Annotated in this window: 15 protein-coding genes; 8 read left to right on the plus strand and 7 right to left on the minus strand. The window is 68.0% G+C overall.

All coding sequences use genetic code 11. From position 1 onward, the window contains the following. Positions 1-796 precede the first annotated feature (796 nt). Positions 797-2,896: a glycosyl hydrolase family 18 protein gene (locus AC5P7U_RS12600; RefSeq protein WP_197564957.1), complete on the plus strand. Its 2,100-nt coding sequence runs from the start codon at positions 797-799 to the stop codon at positions 2,894-2,896. Between the two features lie 115 nt (positions 2,897-3,011). On the opposite strand, the gene AC5P7U_RS12605 is transcribed toward AC5P7U_RS12600, so the two are convergent. Beyond that, positions 3,012-3,803 carry a DsbC family protein gene (locus AC5P7U_RS12605; RefSeq protein ID WP_004154141.1) on the minus strand — a complete coding sequence of 264 codons (792 nt, stop codon included), beginning with the start codon at positions 3,801-3,803 and terminating at the stop codon, positions 3,012-3,014. Between the two features lie 100 nt (positions 3,804-3,903). Continuing rightward, positions 3,904-4,881: a site-specific tyrosine recombinase XerD gene (gene xerD / locus AC5P7U_RS12610; protein ID WP_197564956.1), complete on the minus strand. Its 978-nt coding sequence runs from the start codon at positions 4,879-4,881 to the stop codon at positions 3,904-3,906. A gap of 56 nt (positions 4,882-4,937) precedes the next feature. On the opposite strand from xerD, the gene AC5P7U_RS12615 reads away from it, so the two are divergent. Next, positions 4,938-5,429, plus strand: a complete 492-nt coding sequence (locus AC5P7U_RS12615; protein ID WP_197564955.1) for an RDD family protein — start codon at positions 4,938-4,940, stop codon at positions 5,427-5,429. Between the two features lie 87 nt (positions 5,430-5,516). Here the strand turns inward: AC5P7U_RS12615 and lptG are convergent, their stop codons facing one another. Together lptG and lptF are read right to left on the minus strand one after the other, a co-directional pair. Further along, entirely contained in the window at positions 5,517-6,623 is a 1,107-nt protein-coding gene (lptG, locus tag AC5P7U_RS12620; RefSeq protein ID WP_495221171.1) for an LPS export ABC transporter permease LptG, read from the minus strand. Further along, a complete protein-coding gene (gene lptF / locus AC5P7U_RS12625; RefSeq protein ID WP_004154135.1) occupies positions 6,620-7,702 on the minus strand; it encodes an LPS export ABC transporter permease LptF in 1,083 nt (360 codons plus the stop codon). The genes lptG and lptF overlap by 4 nt, the downstream gene beginning before the upstream one ends. 104 nt (positions 7,703-7,806) lie before the next feature. Between lptF and AC5P7U_RS12630 the strand changes: the two genes are divergently transcribed. From AC5P7U_RS12630 to AC5P7U_RS12645, 4 genes are all read left to right on the plus strand, one after another. Continuing rightward, positions 7,807-9,285, plus strand: a complete 1,479-nt coding sequence (locus tag AC5P7U_RS12630; RefSeq protein ID WP_197564954.1) for a leucyl aminopeptidase — start codon at positions 7,807-7,809, stop codon at positions 9,283-9,285. A gap of 82 nt (positions 9,286-9,367) precedes the next feature. After that, entirely contained in the window at positions 9,368-9,793 is a 426-nt protein-coding gene (locus AC5P7U_RS12635) for a DNA polymerase III subunit chi (RefSeq protein WP_004154132.1), read from the plus strand. A gap of 72 nt (positions 9,794-9,865) precedes the next feature. Then, entirely contained in the window at positions 9,866-12,694 is a 2,829-nt protein-coding gene (locus AC5P7U_RS12640; RefSeq protein WP_495221172.1) for a valine--tRNA ligase, read from the plus strand. A gap of 159 nt (positions 12,695-12,853) precedes the next feature. Next, the gene (locus AC5P7U_RS12645) at positions 12,854-13,675 is read left to right on the plus strand and encodes an EamA family transporter (RefSeq protein ID WP_197565046.1); all 822 of its coding nucleotides are present in this window, start codon (positions 12,854-12,856) and stop codon (positions 13,673-13,675) included. 75 nt (positions 13,676-13,750) lie between these two features. On the opposite strand, the gene rimI is transcribed toward AC5P7U_RS12645, so the two are convergent. Genes rimI through pssA form a run of 3 tightly spaced genes read right to left on the minus strand, consistent with a single transcriptional unit; the run spans position 13,751 to position 15,530 of the window. Next, positions 13,751-14,248 carry a ribosomal protein S18-alanine N-acetyltransferase gene (rimI, locus tag AC5P7U_RS12650; protein WP_004154129.1) on the minus strand — a complete coding sequence of 166 codons (498 nt, stop codon included), beginning with the start codon at positions 14,246-14,248 and terminating at the stop codon, positions 13,751-13,753. Then, the gene (locus AC5P7U_RS12655) at positions 14,245-14,757 is read right to left on the minus strand and encodes a hypothetical protein (protein WP_004154128.1); all 513 of its coding nucleotides are present in this window, start codon (positions 14,755-14,757) and stop codon (positions 14,245-14,247) included. The genes rimI and AC5P7U_RS12655 overlap by 4 nt, the downstream gene beginning before the upstream one ends. Beyond that, a complete protein-coding gene (pssA, locus tag AC5P7U_RS12660; protein WP_308309632.1) occupies positions 14,754-15,530 on the minus strand; it encodes a CDP-diacylglycerol--serine O-phosphatidyltransferase in 777 nt (258 codons plus the stop codon). The genes AC5P7U_RS12655 and pssA overlap by 4 nt, the downstream gene beginning before the upstream one ends. An 80-nt stretch (positions 15,531-15,610) precedes the next feature. Between pssA and AC5P7U_RS12665 the strand changes: the two genes are divergently transcribed. Further along, on the plus strand, positions 15,611-15,985 hold the full coding sequence (locus AC5P7U_RS12665; RefSeq protein WP_197565045.1) for a DUF4124 domain-containing protein: 375 nt from the start codon (positions 15,611-15,613) through the stop codon (positions 15,983-15,985). Positions 15,986-16,536: 551 nt separating this feature from the next. Further along, positions 16,537-18,240 carry a proline--tRNA ligase gene (locus AC5P7U_RS12670; protein WP_049458183.1) on the plus strand — a complete coding sequence of 568 codons (1,704 nt, stop codon included), beginning with the start codon at positions 16,537-16,539 and terminating at the stop codon, positions 18,238-18,240. Positions 18,241-18,338: the final 98 nt, after the last annotated feature.

Consider the following 18,338-nt stretch of genomic DNA (forward strand, 5'->3'; position numbering starts at 1 on the left):
CCGACATTGTACCGGAAGCGGGGGAAGGGCTCTGGCCGGGCGGCGCCCGGCACCCGCCGAAGCCAGGGCAACGGCAACAGCAACGGCCAAAGCAACAGCAGGCATTCCGTGGGCTGGCGGGGTGGTGGGGGCCAGCAGGACACGCCGTAAACCCATCCATGGGGGCTCGATGGCGCCATCCATGGCGCCAACGGTCCTGCTGGCCCCCACCACCCCGCCTCCGACAGATTTCCGCGATCTGCGGTAGATCCACGCCATGCGTGGATGCTCTGCGGCAATGCCGGCCGCTGGCCGGCAACCAGTGAACATCGGAAATCAGGCATTGAAGAGCGAAGCGACCGGCTTCTGCTTTTGATTTTTTTTTGTTCTGCCTTTCGTGGCTGACCGCGCAGGAACCTGTCAGGGGCCGGGTGGGTGGGCTGCGCAGGGGCGTGAGCCGCATGGATGCGGCGATCGAGCTTACAGGGACGTACTTGCAGCGTCCCCTGCGCAGCCCACCCACCCGGCCCACCCTCAGAAACCCGCTTTCAGCGACCCACTCCAGCCACGAGGGGGCTCCGCCGATGGCCGCCGACCGCGCGCAGCGCCGCTCTCCCCCCGGATCCCCGAACCATGCACTCGCTCACGGATTGACCACACGATTGATGACAACGTTGTCCCCACCTGGCGCCGGACTCTCTCCCCGGCCTCCCAGGTACCCCGTCCGCCCCCTCCGTCGCCTTCCCGGGCGACGCCCGGACCTGCGTCACGCGCGGCGCCATCGGGGCCCGCGCGCCCTTTGATCGGAGACTTACCCATGTACGACCCGATTGTGCGCAGTGCCGAACGTTCGACCCGTAGCTGTCGTCCCCGCCGCCTGGCCTGGCTGCTTGCCCTGGCCGCCGGCAGCGTCGCCCTGCCCGGCCTGGCGCAGGCCGCCAGCTGTGCCGGGGTGGCCCAGTGGGACCAGGCCAAGATCTACCGGGCCGGCGATACCCTGCAGAAAGGAGGCGTCCTCTATCGGGCGAACCAGGACATCTGGAACGCGCCGCCGGACCATCCGGCCGGTGCGCCCTACTACACCAACCTGGGTGCCTGCGATGGCAGTGGCAGCAACCAGCCGCCGGTGGTCAGCCTGACCTCGCCGGCCAACGGTGCCACCTTCAGCGCCGGCAGCACGGTGAACGTGACCGCCAACGCCAGCGATCCGGACGGCAGCGTCGCCAAGGTCGAGTTCTTCCGCGACGGCAGCTCGCTGGGCATCGCCACCAACGCGCCGTATGCAGCCAGCTGGGCCAATGCCAGCGCCGGCAGCCACACGCTGCGTGCGGTGGCCACCGACAACAACAACGCCACCACCAGCACGCCGACCATCACCATCACCGTCAACGCCGCCGGTGGCGATACCACCGCGCCCAGCGTGCCGGGCGGGCTGGCCGTGGGTACGCGTACCGCCAGCAGCATCGCGCTCAGCTGGAGCCCGTCCACCGACAACACCGGTGGCAGCGGCGTGGCCGGTTACGACGTGTACCGCAACGGCAGCCTGGTCGGTTCGCCGTCCAGTGCCAGCTATGTCGACGGCGGGCTGACCGCATCGACCACCTACCGCTACCGCGTGCGCGCCCGCGACAACGCTGGCAATGCGTCGGCACAGGGCACCGAGATCAGCGCCACCACGCTGGCCGGCGACGGCGGCACTACCGGCAAGCGGGTCATCGGTTACTTCACCCAGTGGGGCATCTACGGCCGCAACTACCGGGTCAAGAACATCGACAGCAGCGGTTCGGCCGCGCGCCTGACCCACATCAACTATGCGTTCGGCAACGTGCGCAACAACCGCTGCGAAGTGGGCATCACCCAGCCGTCGGATCCGAACAGCGGTGCCGGTGGCGATGCCTTTGCCGATTACACCAAGGCGTTCAGTGCCGCCGAGAGCGTCAGCGGCAGCGCCGATACCTGGGACCAGCCGCTGCGCGGCAACTGGAACCAGCTCAAGCAGCTCAAGGCCAAGTACCCGGGCATGAAGGTGCTGATCTCGCTGGGTGGCTGGACCTGGTCGCGTGGCTTCTCCAGCGCGGCCCGCCCGGAAAACCGCCAGGCCTTCGTCGCCTCGTGCATCGACGCCTACATCAAGGGCAATCTGCCGGTGACCGACGGTGCCGGTGGCGCCGGCGCCGCACTGGGCGTGTTCGACGGCATCGACATCGACTGGGAATACCCGGTGGCCTGCGGCATCGAATGCGGCAAGCCGGAGGACAACGCCAACTTCACCGCGCTGATGGCCGAGTTCCGCCGCCAGCTCGATGCAGTGCGTCCGGGCCTGTTGCTGACGGTGGCGGTGGGTGCGGGCATCGACAAGATCCGCGTCACCGATCCGGCCGCGTACCATCCGTACCTGGACTACATCAACGTGATGACCTACGACTTCCACGGCGCGTGGGATGCGAAGACCAATCACCAGTCGGCGCTGTTCGATTCGCCGAATGATCCGTCCACCGGCGACCAGAAGCTGTACAACAGCAACGATGCCATCGAGGCCTTCATCAGCCGCGGCGTGCCGGCCGCCAAGCTCAACCTGGGCATCGGCTACTACGGGCGTGGCTGGACCGGCGTGGCCAACGCCAACAACGGCCTGTACCAGACCGCCACCGGCGCTGCGCCGGGCACGTATGAAGCCGGCATCGAAGACTGGAAGGTGCTGAAGAACCTGGCATGGCCGGGCTACACCGACAGCACCGCCGGTGCCACCTGGATCTACAACGGCAGCACGCTGTGGAGCTTCGACACCCCGGCCAACATCACCCGCAAGATGGGCTACGTGAAGACCCAGGGCCTGGGCGGCGCGTTCGTCTGGGAGTTCAGTGGTGACGATGCGCAGGGCACGCTGACCAAGGCGGTCAGTGATGGCCTGAAGTAAGAAAAAAGCCGGGGGTGCATTGTGCGCCCCCGGCCTCTGATCTGTAGCGCCGAGCCATGCACGGCTGTCACATGTGGAACCGCAGTCGAGCATGGCTCGACGCTACAGTTCCGCGTCAGCGCTTGGCCGACAGCTTTTCCAGCGCTGCGCGCAGCTGTGCCGGCGGCAGGTAGCCACCCAGCTGGGTGCCATCCGGCGCAAAGATCGCCGGCGTACCATTCACGCCCAGCTGCTGGCCCAGCGCGTACTGCATGGCCACCGGGTTGGTGCAGTTCTTGGCCGGCACGCTGCCACCGCGCTTGGCATTGGTCAGCGCCTGGCGACGATCGGCCGCACACCAGACCGAGATCATGTCGGTGTAATCCTTGCTGCCCAGGCCCATGCGCGGGAACGCCAAGTACTCGACGCTGATGCCGTTGCGGTTCAGTTCGGCAATGTCCTGGTGCAGCTTGCGGCAGTAGCCGCATTCGATATCGGTGAACACGCTGATGGTGTACTTGGCGTTCGGCGCGGCGAACACGATGCGGTCGCCATGGTTGGCCTTGGCCAGCAGGTCGCGACGGTAGCCCAGCAGGCCTTCGCTGTTGGCCGGGCCCTTGGCACGCGTGTCGTAGGGCTGCGACTGGAACAGGTAGCGGCCATCATCGGACACGTACAGCAGCTGGCCGGAAACGACGACCTCGCGGAAACCGGGGAACGGCGCGGCGCCGATATAGTCCACCTGGAAGCCGGGATTGAGCGCGGTCAACGCCGCACGCACGGCCTGGTCGGCCGACGCGTTGCTGGCCGGGCTGGCCTTGGCCGCAGCAGCGGCAGGTGCAGGCGCCTTGGCGGCCGGCGGGGCCGGCTGTGCGCAGGCGGTCAGGCTGAGCGCACCGAGCACGGCGGCGATGGCAAATCGAAGCATGGAGCGGTCCGCGGCAGAAGAAGACCCCGGATTCTGACACAGCCGCCCGCAGCGGGCCGCGATGCCGCGCCCGCCCCAGGGACGGGATTCAGGCCCCTGCTCAGCCGCGCGGGTGATGCCGGGCGTGCAGCTTCTGCAGGTGTTCGCGGGCCACCAGGGTGTAGATCTGGGTGGTCGACAGCGAACTGTGGCCCAGCAGCATCTGCAGCGCGCGCAGGTCGGCGCCGCGATTGAGCAGATGGGTGGCGAAGCTGTGGCGCAGGCCGTGCGGGCTGATTCGCGCCGGGTCGATGCCGGCCACCTGCGCGTGACGCTTGACCAGGTGCCAGAAGGCCTGGCGGGTCAGCGCATGCAACGTCGGCTCGACGAACAATGGCGTTTGCCCATCCGCCAGGGCCTGCACCCTGCCCTTGCCGACCAGCTGTGGCCGCGACTGCTGCAGGTAGCGCTCCAGCCAATGCTGGGATTCCTCACCCAGCGGCACCAGCCGTTCCTTGCTGCCCTTGCCGGTGACCCGTATCACGCCCTGGCGCAGGTTGACCGCGGTGGCGGGCAGCAACACCAGTTCGCTCACGCGCAGGCCGGCGGCATACATCAGTTCAAGCATGGCGCGATCGCGCAGGCCCAGTGGGCTGTCGATGTCCGGCGCGGCCAGCAATGCATCGATCTGGCTTTCGGCCAGCGCCTTGGGCAACAAGCGTGGCAGCTTCGGGGGGTCCAGCAACGCGCTGGGGTCTTCACTACGTTCGCCACGACGCACGCCATCGGCGAAGAACGCCCGCAGCGCCGACAGCAGGCGCGCATTGCTGCGCGGCGACCAGCCATGGCGGGTGCGCCAGGCCAGGTAGTCGAACAGCCCGGGACGCTCGATGCCGGCCAGGCCACCGTCGCGTCCATCCATCCAGCGCGCCAGCCCTTCCAGATCGCGCCGGTAGCTGTCGAGGGTGGCGCCGGCCAGGCCATTCTCGGCCCAGATCGCATCGAGGAAGCGCTGGATGCGCGCACTGTCGTCCGCGCGCAGTTCGGGCAGCTGCTGGACCAGCTGGCGGCGTTCGGCAGGAGTGGAAACAAGAGCCATGGGTAAAGGATACGAGGGCGCCAGCGGATGCGGCCAGCATTGCGTATGCTCGGCGCATGTCCCGCCCTGCCACCGACACGGCCCCTGCGGCCGCTACTGGAATGCCGCGCCCGCGTGCCCTGCTGGTCTGGCGCATGCTGGCCATGGTCTACGACGCACTGCCGGTGCTGGCACTGTGGATGCTGGCCGGCACGCTGTTCACCCTGGCCTACACCCTCAGCGGCCACGCGCAGCGCGAGAACATCGCTCCGTTCAGTGCCTGGCAGTGGCTGCTGTGGGCGGTGTGCTGGGGTGTTACAGGTGGGTATGCAACGGCCAGCTGGCGCCGCGGCGGCCAGACGCTGGGCATGCGGCCATGGCGGTTGAAGCTCGAATCGAGCGATGGCAGGCCGCTGCGGCGCGCGCAGCTGTGGTTGCGCTTCGCGGTGGGCACGCTGTCACTGCTGCTGGGCGGGCTGGGCTTCTGGTGGGTCTGGGTCGACCGCCAGCGCCTGACCTGGCACGACCGCGCCAGCGGCACCCGCCTGGTGCGGATGCCCAAGCGCTGACCCGCGTTCTGTAGCGTCGAGCCCTGCTCGACTCGCGCCACGCGCGGACCGCGGAAAACCGCCGGGCCGCGCCCGGCGCGGCAGCACTCAGCCCGACTTGCGCCGGAACAGCAAACCGGACACCGCCAGCATCACGATCGGCGGCAGCGCATAGGCAATGCGGTAGTCGAACTTCAGCGCGCCGGCCATGCGGCCGAAGAACAGCTGCAGCAGCCAGAAGCCCAGCGCGAACAGGATGCCCAGGAACAGGCGCTTGCCCATGCCGCCGCTGCGCAGCGAACCGAACGCGAACGGCACCGCGGCCAGGCACAGCGCCAGCACGTTCAGCGGGTAGAACCAGCGGCTCCAGTAGATATCCTCGAAATCGCGGGCGTCCAGGCCGTTGCGCTCGCGGTATTCGATACTGGCCCGCAACTCGGCGATCCTCAGGTTGCGCGGCTTGGCGATACCCGCGGCCAGCGAGCCGGCATCCAGGCGGGAATTCCACGGCTCGCGTGCCACTTCCTGGCGCGTGGCCGAGCGCTCGCCGAACGTATCGCGGCGGACGCCGGTCATCACCCAGCCGTCGCGGTCATGTTCGGCAGTGGCGGCATGGGTGATCGAGGCGATCTGTCCGTCTTCGGCGATGCGATACAGGCGCACGTCACGCAGGATCAGCCGTGTTCCCTTGTCGCCGACCAGCTGTTCCTCGCCGCCGGCAGCGCTGAGGAAGGTATCGCCCTCGCGCGCCCACAGGCCCGAGTAACGGGTCGTGGCAATGTCCCGGCCCCACTTGGCGCTCGCCTTCAGCGCATCGGCGCGGTCCTGGCCCCACGGTCCCAGCGTCTCGGCGCTGAACACCATCACGGCGGTCAGCAATGACAGCGCGATCGCCACCGACACGCTCAATCGCCTGCGCGACAGGCCCAGCGCGCGCAACGCGGTCAGTTCCGAGGTCGCGGCCAGCTGGCCCAATCCCATCAGCGCGCCGATCACCGCAGCCGTGGGGAACATCGTGTAGGCCCGGCGCGGCACGGTGTACAGCACCCAGGCCGCCGCGTGCCCCAGCGTATAGCCGTTCTTGCCGATGTCCTTGAACTCGCCGGAGAAGGCCATCACCACGTCCAGGCCCACCAGCACCGCCCAGGTCAGCAGCACCGTGGTGAACACCGTCCGGCCCAGGTACAGGTCGAAACGCATCGGGCGCAGCCTCATGCGCGGGCTCCCTTCGGTCGGCCCAGGCGGCCATCACGTGCATACATCCAGATCGACAGCGCCAGCAGTGGCAGGGTCAACCACCACAGGCCGATCGCGGGCGGTATCTTGCCGGTGGCGATCCAGCCACTGCCGATGAACATCAGGTTGGTCCCCACCATGTAGGCCATCAGGGCCAGCATCATCCGCCCGTAGCGCTGCTGGCGCGGCGAACTGCGGCCCAGCGGTACGGTCAGCAGGGCAAAGGCCAGTGCGATCAACGGTGGCGCCAGGCGCCGGTGCAGCTGTGCCTGCGCCTGCGGGCGCCCATCGCCGATCAGCTGCAGGGTCGGCATCAGTTCCGGATCATCCTCGGTACGGGTCTGCGCGCCATCAGGCAGGGCAACGTCGTTGCGGGCGAAGGTCGCCAGGCGGTAATCCAGCCCGCCTGCGGCCGGCCCTTCCACCTGGTGCCCATCGTCCAGCTCGAGGAAGCGCTGGCGGGCGCCTTCAAAGAACATCCGGCCACCTGCGGCGGACACCACCTCGATGCGGTCATCCTTCTGCCGCTGCATGAACACCTTGCCCAGCTGGGTGCCATCGGGCGAGATCGACGACAGGTAGACCACGCCGCCATTGGGCAGCGGGGTGAACCGGCCCGGCTCCAGGCCGGCCATCAGCACGCTGCGGTTGGCTTCGATGATCATCTGCTCGGCTACCCGGCCGGCCCACGGGCCCAGCCACAGCGAGCAGGCACCGACCAGCAGCACCACCGGCACCACCAGCATCAGCAGCGGCCGCAGCAGGCGCTTGGGGCCGACGCCGATGGCGGTGATCACCGCCATTTCCGAGTCGCGGTACAGGCGGGCGATGGCCAGCAGCAGGCCCAGCATCAGTGCCAGCGGGAGGATCAGCGGCAGGTAGGCGATGAACTGCAGGCCCAGCTGGGAGAACAGCAGCTTGGCTGGCAGGCGTCCGTCGGCGATGTTGCCGAGGATGTCCACCAGGACGCCGCCCACGCTGACCACGAGCAGGACGATCAGGGTGGCGAGGAAACTCTGGACGAAATCGCCCAGCAGGTATCGGTCGAGCTTCAACATGGGGCGGTGGTTTAAACTCTGGGGTTCGTTCGCGGTGCCGCCCAGTCTACTGTCTGGGCGTAAACGGTCCGCGATTGTACGGACTTGCCAATGGAATCTGCTCAATGGCCCTCGAATTCACCCTGAACCACGTTGCTCCGGCCGCCGCCACCGTTGATTGCCTGGTGGTCGGCGCGTATGCCGACCATACCCTGACTCCGGCCGCAAAGGCACTGGACGCCGCCAGCGGCGGTCGCCTGGCCGCCCTGGCCCAGCGCGGCGACCTGTCGGGAAAGACCGGCGCCACCACCCTGCTGCACGACCTGCCGGGGGTGTCGGCCCCGCGCGTGCTGGTGGTCGGCCTCGGTGAGGCCGCCCGTTTCGGCGTGCCCCAGTACCTGAAGGCCATCGGCGACGCCGTGCGCGCGCTGAAGGCCGGTGCCACCCGCAGTGCACTGTTCACCCTGTCCGAGGTGGCGGTGAAGGACCGCGACGCCGCTTGGGCGATCCGCCAGGCCGTGATCGCCGCCGATCACGCTGCTTACCGCTACACCGCCACCCTGGGCAAGAAGAAGGCCGACGATGCCGGCCTGGCGCAGCTGGCCATTGCCGGTGACGACGCCCAGGCCCTGGCCCAGGGCCAGGCCATCGCCGCCGGTGTCGAGTTCGCCCGCGAACTGGGCAACCTGCCGCCGAACTACTGCACCCCGGCCTACCTGGCCGAAGTGGGCGTGAAGTTTGCCGGCGAGCACGACGGCGCCGAGGCCGAGATCCTGGATGAGACCCAGATGGAAGCGCTGGGCATGGGCTCGCTGCTGGCCGTGGCCCGTGGTTCGGCCAACCGCCCGCGCCTGGTCGTGCTGAAGTGGACCGGCGCCGGCGACGCCAAGCCCTACGTGCTGGTCGGCAAGGGCATCACCTTCGATACCGGTGGCGTCAACCTGAAGACCCAGGGCGGCATCGAGGAGATGAAGTACGACATGTGCGGTGGCGCCAACGTCATCGGCACCTTCGTCGCCGCGGTCAAGGCCAAGCTGCCGCTGAACCTGGTGGTGGTGGTCCCGGCGGTGGAAAACGCCATCGACGGCAACGCCTACCGTCCGTCCGACGTGATCACCTCGATGTCGGGCAAGACCATCGAAGTCGGCAATACCGACGCCGAAGGCCGCCTGATCCTGTGCGACGCGCTGACCTACGCGCAGCGTTTCGAGCCGGCCGCGCTGGTCGACGTCGCCACCCTGACCGGTGCCTGCATGGTCGCCCTGGGCCACCAGACCGCTGGCCTGATGAGCAAGCACGACGACCTGGCCAACGAGCTGCTGGCCGCCGGCGAACACGTGTTCGACCGCGCCTGGCGCCTGCCGCTGTGGGACGAGTACCAGCCGATGCTGGATTCGACCTTCGCCGACGTCTACAACATCGGCGGCCGCTGGGCCGGTGCGATCACCGCCGGCTGCTTCCTGTCGCGCTTCACCGAAGGCCAGCGCTGGGCACACCTGGACATCGCCGGCGTGGCCAGCGATGAAGGCAAGCGTGGCATGGCCACCGGCCGCCCGGTCGGCCTGCTGAGCCAGTGGCTGCTGGACCAGGTCGCCCGCGCCTGATGCCGTACCCGACCCTGGCCGGCCACCGCCGGCCAGGGCCTCGCCCGGCAACGCCGGGCCCTTGCCTGACCCGGACCCTGCCATGCCCCGCGCCGACTTCTACCTGATCGCCAAGCCCCGCTTCCTGACCGAGCCGCTGCGCCTGGTCTGCGAGCTGGCGCGCAAGGCCAACGACGCCGGGTTGTTCACCCTGGTGCTGGCCCGCGACCAGGCCCAGGCCGAGGAACTGGACGAGCTGCTGTGGGCGTTCGATGACGACGCCTACATCCCGCACCAGATCGCCGGCGAGGACATGGACGAGGAAGAAGCACTGGTGCTGATCGCGGTGCCCGGCACCGAGGCCCCGGCCCGCCCGCTGGTGATCAACCTGCGCGACGATCCCTGGCTGGGCCAGTGCGAGCGCGTGCTGGAGGTGGTCCCGGCCGACCCGGAAGCGCGCGAACCGCTGCGCGAACGCTGGCGCCAGTACAAGGCCGCCGGTTACGACCTGAACAAGCACGACATGTAAGCACGCGCCGGCCCCCTTGATGGGCCGCCGCCGTGCCCTGATCCTTCAACGATTGCCTCCTGGTTCCCCCGCATGACCCAACTCGCCTCCAGCTACGACCCGAAGTCCTTCGAGACCGACCTCTACGAGGCCTGGGAGAAGGCCGGCCACTTCAAGCCGTCCGGCACGGGCGAGCCGTACACCATCCTGCTGCCGCCGCCGAACGTGACCGGCACCCTGCACATGGGCCATGCCTTCCAGCAGACCCTGATGGACGCATTGGTGCGCTACCACCGCATGCGCGGCTACGACACGCTGTGGCAGGTCGGTACCGACCATGCCGGCATCGCCACCGAAATGGTGGTCAGCCGCAACCTGACGCTGGAAGGCAAGGGCGAGACCCGCGATTCGCTGGGCCGCGAAGGCTTCATCGGCAAGGTCTGGGAATGGAAGCAGCAGTCCGGCGACACCATCGAGCGCCAGATGCGCCGGCTCGGCACCTCCGCCGACTGGTCGCGCAGCACCTTCACCATGGACCCGCAGCCGTCGGCCGCGGTCAACGAAGCCTTCGTGCGCTGGTACGAGCAGGGCCTGATCTACCGTGGCCAGCGCCTGGTCAACTGGGACCCGGTGCTGAAGACCGCCATTTCCGACCTGGAAGTGGAGAGCGCCGAGGAAGACGGCTTCCTGTGGTCGATCGCCTACACGCTGGATGAAGGCCTGAGCTACGAGCACGTCGAGCGCGATGCCGACGGCGTGGAAACCCTGCGCGAGACCCGCGATTACCTGGTGGTCGCCACCACCCGCCCGGAAACCCTGCTGGGTGATACCGCGGTGATGGTGCACCCGGAAGACGAGCGCTATGCGCACCTGATCGGCAAGAGCGTGGTGCTGCCGCTGACCGGCCGCCGCGTGCCGGTGATCGCCGACGACTACGTGGACCGTGCGTTCGGCACCGGCGTGGTCAAGGTCACCCCGGCGCACGACTTCAACGATTACGACGTCGGCGTGCGCCACAGCCTGCCGATGATCAACCTGTTCACCCCGGTGGCGGCGCTGAATGAGAATGCGCCGGAACGCTTCCAGGGCCTGGACCGCTACGAAGCGCGCAAGGCCGTGCTGGCCGAACTGGAAGACCTTGGCATCCTGGTCGAGACCAGGGCGCACAAGCTGCAGGTGCCGCGCGGCGACCGTACCGGCCAGGTGATCGAGCCGTACCTGACCGACCAGTGGTTCGTGAAGATGGACGACCTGGCCAAGCGTGGCCTGGCGCTGGTGGAGGATGGAAGCATTTCCTTCGTGCCGCCGAACTGGATCAACACCTACCGCCACTGGATGAACAACATCCAGGACTGGTGCATCAGCCGCCAGCTGTGGTGGGGCCACCGCATCCCGGCGTGGTTCGATGCCGCCACCGGCAGCTGCTACGTCGGCCGCAGCGAAGCGGAAGTGCGCGCGAAGCACAACCTCGGCAGCGATGTGGTGCTGAACCAGGAAGGCGACGTGCTGGAGACCTGGTTCTCCTCGCAGCTGTGGCCGTTCTCCACCCTGGGCTGGCCGAACGAACAGGCCATGGCCGAGCGTGGCTTCGACCGCTACCTGCCGTCGTCGGTGCTGATCACCGGCTTCGACATCATCTTCTTCTGGGTGGCGCGCATGATCATGGCCACCGACAACCTGGTCGGGAAGATCCCGTTCAAGGACGTCTACTTCACCGGCCTGATCCGTGACGGCCAGGGCCAGAAGATGTCCAAGAGCAAGGGCAACGTGCTCGATCCGCTGGACATCATCGACGGCATCACCATCGACGACCTGGTCGCCAAGCGTACAGGCGGCCTGATGCAGCCGAAGATGGTGGAGAAGATCGAGAAGGCCACCCGCAAGGAATTCCCGGACGGCATCGCCGCCCACGGTGCCGACGCGCTGCGCTTCACCATCGCCGCGCTGGCCACCCACGGCCGCGACATCAAGTTCGACATGAACCGCGCCGAGGGCTACAAGAACTTCTGCAACAAGCTGTGGAACGCCAGCCGCTTCGCCCTGATGAACACCGAGGGCGCGGCGTTCAGCGGCGTGCCCAAGCCGCGCACCGATGCCGAGCGCTGGATCCTGGCGCGCCTGGCCGCCACCACTGCCGAAGCACAGGGCCATTTCGCCGCCTACCGCTTCGACCTGCTGGCACAGTGCCTGTACGAGTTCGCCTGGAACGCGTTCTGCGACTGGTTCCTGGAGCTGAGCAAGCCGGCACTGAACGGTGGTGACGCCGCCGACGCCGAGAGCACCCGCCACACCCTGCTGTACGTGCTGGAAGCACTGCTGCGCCTGCTGCACCCGCTGACCCCGTTCATCACCGAACAGCTGTGGCAGCAGCTGGCCCCGCGCCTGGGCCTGGCCGAGACCACGCTGTCGCTGCGCCCGTACCCGACCGCGGCCGAGTTCGAAGGCGATTTCGCCCAGGCCGAGGCCGACGTGGAATGGCTGAAGGCGGTGATCAGTGCGGTGCGTCGCGTGCGCAGTGAACTGAATGTCGCGCCGTCCAAGCTGGTGCCGCTGCGCCTGCAGGCCGGGCTGGAGCAGGACCGCGTGCGCATCGAACGCTTCAGTGCCTCGCTGTCGTTCCTGCTGAAGCTGGACAGCATCCAGTGGCTGGCCGAAGGCGAAAGCGCACCGCCGGCCGCCGCCGCAATCGTCGGTGAACTGAAGCTGCTGGTGCCGCTGGAAGGCCTGGTCGATCTTGATGCCGAGCGCGTGCGCCTGGACAAGGAAATCGCCCGCGTCGAAGTCGAAAAGGAAAAGAGCGAGACCAAGCTGGCCAAGTTCACCGACAAGGTGCCGCCGGCCGTAGTCGAGCAGGAGCGCGTGCGCCTGGCCGACTGGAACACCCAGCTGGCTGGCCTGCGCGAGCAGCGCGCGAAGCTGTAACCGCCGCGCTCTGGTGCGTGCCAACCAAGGTTGGCACCTACCACGGCGGGAGAGGTTGGCACCTACCGCGGCGGGAGAGGTTGGCACCCACCGAAGTGGAATCGGAAACGCCGGGCGATGCCCGGCGTTTCCATTTGCCCCGCATGGCATCATCGGCGGATGCCGCTTTCCATCTTCCTGCTCGTCCTCGCTGCTGCAGCACTGCATGCCAGCTGGAATGCGATCGTCAAGCGCGGGCCGGACAAGTTCCTCGGCACCGTGCTGGTCACTGGCAGCGCCGCGCTGCTGTCGGCCACCGCGTTGCCGTTCCTGCCCTTCCCTGCCGCGCACAGCTGGCCGTGGCTGGGTGCCTCGGTGTTGCTGCAGGTGACTTACTACGGCCTGGTCGCACGCTGTTATCAGCAGGTCGACATGAGCCTGGCCTATCCGCTGATGCGTGGCAGTGCGCCGATCCTGGTCGCACTGGCCGGCACCCTGCTGGGTGAAGGGCTGCCGCCCGTCGCGTGGCTGGGTGTAGTGCTGGTCAGCACGGGCATCCTGTGCATGGCACTGGGTGCACGAGGTGGCCAGCTTCGGCTGCCACTGCTGACTGCCGCGATGATCGCCACTTACACCCTGGTCGATGCGCAGGGTGCGCGCCAGTCCGGCAGCGCGCTCAGTTACACACTGTGGTTGTTCCTGCTGTCGGGCATTCCATTGCCGCTGTGGGCGCTGTACACCCGGCGGGGTGCGGTGCTGACCTATGCGCGCCAGCACTGGCCGCTGGGCATGGCCGGCGGCGTCGGCACCACCGCCTCATATGCGATGGCGCTGTGGGCGATGACCCAGGCGCCGGTGGCGATGGTTTCGGCGCTGCGCGAATCTTCGATCCTGTTCGCGCTGCTGATCTCGGTATTCCTGCTGCGCGAACGGATACCACGCGCGCGCTGGCTCGCGGCGTCGCTCATCGTCGGTGGCGTGCTGGCGTTGCGGCTGGCGTGAGGAAAGCGTGCCAACCAAGGTTGGCAGCTACCGATTCATCGGTAGTGCCGGCCGCTGGCCGGCAACCCTTCTCCGCTACAGCGGCGGCATCGCCTGCAGGTCGCCGTCGACCAGCTCGATCGCCATTACCAGCGCGTCTTCGCGGCCCTGCGCGGCGGGGTAGTAGCGCGGGCGACGGCCGATCTCGTTGAAGCCTTCGCTGTGGTACAGCGCCAGCGCAGGCGCATTGGACGGCCGCACTTCCAGGAACACGCGCTGCGCGCCACGGTCTCCGGCCAGCTGCACCAGCGCACGCAGCAACTGGCGGCCGAGCCCCCGCGACTGCGTCGACGGATCGATGCAGACGTTCAGGACATGCGCCTCATCGGCGGCGATGCTGAGCACGCCGTAGCCGATCAGCTGGCCATCGCGCTCCATCGCCAGGCCCGGGTAACCCGCGCGCAGGCAGTCAACGAAGATACCGCGCGTCCATGGGAACGGATAACCGCGCACTTCAATCGCCATCACCGCATTGAGATCGCTCTCGCGCAACGCGCGCAGGCTGACCGGGCCGGGCTGGCTGACCGCACTCATGGCGCGCCCCGCTTGCGCAGGGCACGCAGCTGCGGCCACAGCGCCCGCTTGGCGGCCGGGTCGTGGCGCAGCTGGTCCAGCGGCCAACTGTCCATCAGCGCCTGCGTCGCCGGATCATTGGGATTGCAGCCGGACGCACGCAGCAGCGCAATCTGCAGGCGATCCGGCAGGCGCACCACGGGCTGCCGGGCATTCCCGGCCGGCAGCGGACGCGCCGCAGCCGGGGCGGTATCGGGTGCGTTGACCGGGGTCTCGCGGCGTGGCGGCGCCGGGTGTTGCAGACCGGGCGACGGCACAGCTTCGGCGCGGGGTTCGCCCGACGAAGATGCGGCGCTTCCCCGCGCCGGCTGCGTCGGCGGCGCGGCGGCCGCCTCGGCTTCGGCCACGCTCAGCTGCAGCGCAGCGTCCAGCTCTGCGGCCAGCTGGCCGTCGTGGTAGACGGTGTAGCCCATGGCCTGCAGCCAGGCCTGCTGGGCCGGAGACCACAGCACGGGCAGGTCCTGGCTCACGCCGCCTCGGGCCTCTTGCGCAGGCGCTGCACGGCCCACATCACCGGGCCGGACAGGGCGTACAGGATGCCCACCGCGAACAGCACGCGCGGCAGATCGATGACCGCGATGGCGATTGCCACCGGCACCAGTGCCAGCACCAGAAACGGGACGCGATCGGAGCGGGTGCCCTTGGCGGCACCGCCCTTGAAGCTCCAGAAACGGATGCGGCTGACCATCAGCAGCGCCGCGATGATCGTCACGGCCAGCGCCACATAGCGCAGCTGGTTGCCGTCCCAGCCCAGGTTGCCATCGGCGAAGGCCCAGACGAAGGACATCATCAGGCCAGCCGCCGCCGGGCTGGCCAGGCCGACGAACCAGCGCTTGTCGACCACCGCCACCTGGGTGTTGAAGCGGGCCAGGCGCAGCGCCGCGCAGGCGGCATACAGGAAGGCCACGGCCCAGCCGACGCGGCCGAGCAGCGGGTCATCGAACTTCAGCCACGACAGCGACCAGTGATACATCACCAGCGCCGGGGCCATGCCGAAGCTGACCAGGTCGGCCAGTGAGTCGTACTGCACGCCGAATTCGCTGCTGGTGCCGGTCAGGCGCGCCACGCGCCCGTCCAGGCCATCCATCACCGCCGCCACGAACACGGCGATGCTGGCGTTGACGAAATCCCCGTTGGCCGCGGCGATGATCGCGTAGAAGCCAGCGAACAGCCCGGCGGTGGTGAACAGGTTGGGCAGCAGGTAAATCGTGCGCGAACGCGGCGGCGGTGTGATCGGGTCCATGGAATCCAGTTTAATCGACTTGCCAGTGCTCGGTGCCAATGCTGCAATCGGCGTTCTACGCCCATTCCGCGGAGTCTGCCATGCGTGCCCTGTCCTGCCTTGGATGCCTGCTGTTGTTGGCCAGTGCCCACGCCGTGGCCGGTCCGGTCTACAAGTGGAAGGACGCCAACGGCGTGACCCAGTACTCGGAGACCCCGCCGGCGGGCAAGAAATTCGAGACCCGCGAGCAGGCCCGCAGCCCACAGGCCGCGGCCGGTACCGGGACCCCGGCCGCGCCGGTGCCGGAGCAGTGCAGCACCGCCCGCGCCAACCTGGCCCTGCTGGAAGGGTCCGGCCCGGTGATGCAGGACACCAATGGCGACGGCAAGCCCGATACCGCGCTGACCCCGGAGCAGCGCACGGCGCAGAAGGGGCTGGCCGACGCGGCCATCAAGGCCTACTGCCCGGCGGAGTAAGGGTATCGGCAGGGCTGCGCCCTGCACCTGCCGAAGCAAGGTCAACGTCAAATGCGGCATTCCGTGGGATGGCGGGGCACTGTGGGTTTGCGGGGACGCCGTAAACCCGTCCATGGGGGCTTGGTCGCCGCATCCATGCGGCTCACACCCCGCAAACCCACAGTGCCCCGCCTTCGACAGTTGGCCGGTCGCCAGTAGATCTACGCCATGCGTGGATGAATCTCCATGGAAATCGAATATTTCGAGAATTGATCGAACAGCAGCCGAGCATGGCTCGGCTCTACAAAAGGGGGGCAGATCGCGGGAAACTGTCGAAGGCGGGGTGGGTCCGGTTGCGGGAGTGTCCGCGGCATGGATGCCGCGGCCAAGCCCCCATGGACGGGTTTACGGCGTCTCCCGCAACCGGACCCACCCCGCCATCCCACGGAAAACCCGCTGTTGCTGTTGCAGGTGACGTTGCCTGAGGCAGGTGCAGGGCGCAGCCCTGCCGATACCCCTCCCCCCGGCCGGGCTGGCAGAATAGGCGTCTCTGCCGTTATCCGAAGCCGACGATGCGCCTCTCCCAGTTCCACCTGCACACCACCAAGGAAACCCCCAGCGACGCCGAGCTGACCAGCCACCGGCTGATGCTGCGTGCGGGCATGATCCGCAAGCTGGCATCGGGCCTGTACACCTGGTCGCCGCTGGGCCTGCGCGTGCTGCGCAAGGTTGAACGCATCGTCCGCGAGGAAATGGACCGCGCCGGCGCCGTGGAATTCCAGATCCCGACCATCCAGCCGAAGGAACTGTGGGAGCAGACCGGGCGCTGGCAGAAGTTCGGCCCGCAGCTGCTGAAGATCAAGGATCGCAAGGACCAGGTGTTCTGCTACAGCCCGACCGCCGAAGAAGCCGCCTGCGACTTCGCGCGCAGCGAGCTGTCCAGCTACAAGCAGCTGCCGGTCAACTTCTACCAGGTGCAGACCAAGTTCCGCGACGAAATCCGTCCGCGCTTCGGCGTGATGCGTTCGCGCGAGTTCCTGATGAAGGACGCCTACTCGTTCCATCTGCACGATGAGTGCCTGGTGCGCGAGTACGAGAACATGAAGTCGGCCTACAGCCGCATCTTCACCCGACTCGGCCTGGATTTCCGCATGGTGCAGGCCGACTCCGGCGCGATCGGCGGTGATGCCTCGCAGGAATTCCACGTGATCGCCGATTCCGGCGAGGACGCGCTGGTGTTCTCCACCGGTTCGGACTACGCAGCGAACATGGAAGCGGCGATCGCTGCCGACCCGGCACCGCGCGCGGCAGCCGGAGAAGCCCTGCGCAAGGTCGATACGCCCACCCAGAAGACCTGCGAGGACGTTGCAGCCCTGCTCGGCATCGACCTGCAGCGCACCGTGAAGTCGGTGGCGCTGATCGCCGGCGAAGGCGAGGCACAGCAGTTCGTGCTGGCGCTGGTGCGCGGCGATCATGAGGTCAACGAGATCAAGCTGGCCAAGGTTGCCGGCCTGGCTGAGCAGCGTTTCGCCAGCGAGGCGGAAATCGCAGAGCACCTGGGCAGCGTGCCGGGCTTCCTTGGCCCGGTCGCCCCGGCCAAGGCCATCCGCGTGGTGGCCGATCGCGAAGTGGCGGCGATGTCCGACTTCGTCGTCGGTGCCAACGAAGCCGGCTTCCATCTGGCAGGCGTCAACTGGGGCCGTGACCTGGCGGAGCCGGAAGTGGCCGACATCCGCAACGTGCGTGCCGGTGACCGCGCGCTGGACGGCGGCGAACTGAAGATCGCCCGTGGCATCGAAGTCGGCCACGTGTTCCAGCTCGGCCGCACGTATGCCAAGGCACTGGACGCCACCGTGCTGGACGAGAACGGCAAGGCGGCCGTGATGGCGATGGGCTGCTATGGCATCGGCATCTCGCGCGTGGTCGCTGCCGCGATCGAACAGAACCATGACGAGGCCGGCATCATCTGGCCGGACGCGATGGCGCCGTGGCAGGTGGTGGTGTGCGTGATCAACCCGAAGGGCGACGCGGCCGTGGCCGACGCTGCTGCCAGCCTGCTGCAGGAGCTTCGCGATGCGGGCCTGGATGCAGCGCTCGACGACCGTGGCCTGCGCCCGGGCGCGATGTTCGCCGACATGGAGCTGATCGGTATCCCCCACCGCGTGGTGGTGAGCGAACGCGGCCTGGCCGCTGGCACCTACGAGTACCGCTCGCGTCGCGCCAGCGAAGCGGAAAGCCTCGACAAGGCCACCCTGCTGCAGCGCCTGCAGGGCTGATCAGGAAAGGACCGGAGCATGCCCCGGTCTTTTTTTGCCGCCCGAACCGCTGCTCGATACTGCAACAGACATAATCCGGTCAAAATCGACGCGCTGCA

The sequence above is a fragment of the Stenotrophomonas sp. YJH_SMC_57 genome (assembly GCF_059369755.1).